Here is a 2463-nt window from a genome sequence, read left to right as displayed (position 1 = left end):
GCGATTTGATCTCCCCAGGGCCGGTCAACCTCATGATCACCGAGGCGGGACGGGGGTGGGAGGAGGCGGTTTGCGGCCTCCAGGGCCAGGGGGTTGCGGTTGGCGGCGCGGAGCGCCTGGGTTATCGAGATGGCTGCTGCTGCCGCGAGGACTCGGTTGTCTCCGGCGGTGGTCATCGCACGGTCGGCGGCCAGCCAGGCCAGGTCGGGTTCGCCGAGCTTCACCAGCAGCGACGAGGTGATCCGGTACGCCTGCACCAGCAGCTCCGCCGACTGCGCACCCTGGGCGGCGTCGAGCAGACCCGGCAGCAGGCACACCAACTGCCCGTAGTGCGCGTGCTGGTAGGTCAACCAGGCGTGCCCGACCTGCCGTCTCAGCTCGTCCGGGGCCTGGGTCGGGATCTGTCGCAGGTCGTAGCGGGCGAGAGCGGCCCGGATGTCGTCCACCCCGTCCGGTGTGCGAGCCGGGGTGCTGCGCGGCTGGCCGAGCAGCACGTCTGGATCGACGCGCAGGACGTGGGCCAGCTCCTGGATCACCGAGTACCGGTCCAGGGTGCGGGCACCCCGCTCGATCTTGTCGACCCAGCTCTTCGACCTGCGCAGCCGGTCGGCGAGCATCTGCTGCGTCATCTGCCGCCGCACCCGCCAGCTCGCCACGCGGCGGCCGATCGGAAGGTCATCGCTGGTCACGCCGCCACCGCCGGTCCGGGACCGCGCGGGTCGTGTCGTCCACGGGTACGCGGTCCGCCTCGGCCTGGGCCAGGAGGCGCTGTTTGGCGGCCTCCCGCTCGGCCGCCTCGGACTGTTTCCCTGCGTTCTCCGGAGCGTTGTCGTCCCGACCGCTCATCCCCGCCTCCTCCGTCAGAGGCCGGGGCGCTCACTGCCCCAGGCCACCGGGACGCACGTACGTCCCAAACCGGACACTAGGGCGGATTGGTAATGCGGCGATTACTGGCAGTTATGCGGCCAGGTTGATGCCGATGCGGCCGGCGAGCAGCCGCAGGTCGTCGGGGATGGCTCGGCGCTGGGCACGCTGGGCCAGGGTCACCACGGCATCGCGGGCGAGGGGGTTGATGGCGAACGGGATCGGTGCCGCCCGCTCGGCCTGCACGAACGCCGCCAGCGCGTCAACGTCTCTGCGACCCCCGTCGGCAAGGGCGCGGCCGAGGTCAAGCCAGTAGGACTGCTGGCGGATCGACGCCGCCAGCACCTGCGGACAGACCGTCCGAGAGAGCTCAATGACCCGGCCGGACTCGCCCTGCTCGGCGGCAATGGACATCTCCCAGAGCCCGACGTTGGTCGGCCCGAAGCCACAGCCGTTGAAGCCAGCTCCGTCGGCCGGATCGCCGAGCGTTGCCGCCTCGCGGGCTGCCTCGGCAAGGTGGTCGCGAGCGACGTCCAACCGACCGCTGACTGTCGACGTCAAGGCGGCCGAGAGATGAAGCTGTCCGAGCATCTGTCGCACCCGCTCGTCGGCTGCCTCGGCTTGCAGCTCGGTCAGTGACCGGTCGGCGGCGCGCGCCGCGACAGGTGCAGATTCGATCGGCAGGCTTTGTGCGTAGGCGAAGCGGGAGGCCGCGATCCATGCCGGGTCTTCGGTGCCTTCAGCGACCGATCCAGCGAGCCGGGCGGCGTTGAGGGCTAGATGGCGGTATCCGAGGTTCCGCAGGCAGGTGGCGGCTTGGTAGGCGACCTGGACGAGCACGGTGCCGCCTACTGCGGCCGCTTCGAGCAGCAGGCCCGGAAGCATGCGAGCCATGGACGGGTAGTTGCACGAAGTGCGGAGCTGCTCGGCGCGGGCGATCTCGGCGGTCAGACGTTCCCTTGTGCATGTCGGTGGACGACGCTCGCCGTCCTCGATCTCGATGAGGGCCGACCAGATCGCCGGCACACACTCGGCGGCGCTCTCACGGGCAGGATCGCCGGACTCTGTGCCCTGGCCGAGCAGGTCAGCCACCGTGACCTGGAGTGCGGCGGCGAGAGCGACCAGAGTGGAGCGACGGTCGATGGTCTTCCGACCCGACTCGATCTGCGACACGTAGGACTGGGTGACGCCTGCGAGCCCAGCGAGGACGGCCTGAGTCATTCCGCCCCGGCGCATCCGCCAGTACCGAATCCTGGCACCGATGGTGTCCGGCTTCTTCACCATGCCTTCACCCATTCCCGAGTAGAGGACCGGGACAGCGACCATGCCTGCACTGTCGCACCGTACACCCGCAGGGCGTCCAAGCGATGACGTTAAATGCGCGAGACACGTCGGTTCACCAGGGCTATTGCGTTCTGGGGTAACTGCTGGTCACAGCGGTTATGAGGTCGTGTGAGCGACGGTCGGCGCGGCGGTTGGCGCGGGCGATGTTGGGTTCGCCGTGGATGTGGTGCCAGCCGATTGCGGTGTTACGCAGGGTGGCCATGACGGCGGGTCCGGTGCCGGTGCGGGCCTGGTGAAGATCTTCACGGAACGTCA

Annotated in this window: 4 protein-coding genes; all 4 read right to left on the bottom strand. The window is 69.3% G+C overall.

Going from position 1 to position 2463, the window contains the following annotated elements; all coding sequences use genetic code 11:
* Positions 1–689: helix-turn-helix domain-containing protein (locus tag F8271_RS30945; RefSeq protein WP_151493326.1), on the bottom strand; the 689-nt coding region annotated here is incomplete at its 3' end.
* A complete protein-coding gene (locus F8271_RS32750) occupies positions 676–846 on the bottom strand; it encodes a hypothetical protein (protein ID WP_192580543.1) in 171 nt (56 codons plus the stop codon). The genes F8271_RS30945 and F8271_RS32750, both read right to left, overlap by 14 nt.
* A 111-nt stretch (positions 847–957) precedes the next feature.
* Entirely contained in the window at positions 958–2148 is a 1191-nt protein-coding gene (locus tag F8271_RS30940; RefSeq protein WP_151493327.1) for a helix-turn-helix domain-containing protein, read from the bottom strand.
* Between the two features lie 121 nt (positions 2149–2269).
* On the bottom strand, positions 2270–2463 hold a 194-nt coding region (locus F8271_RS33615; protein WP_151493241.1), incomplete at its 5' end, for a hypothetical protein.

Source organism: Micromonospora sp. ALFpr18c (assembly GCF_008868155.1).
Classification (GTDB): Bacteria; Actinomycetota; Actinomycetes; order Mycobacteriales; family Micromonosporaceae; genus Micromonospora.
The sequence above is the reverse complement of the archived record's forward strand: the minus strand, read 5'-3'. Positions and strand labels throughout refer to the sequence as shown.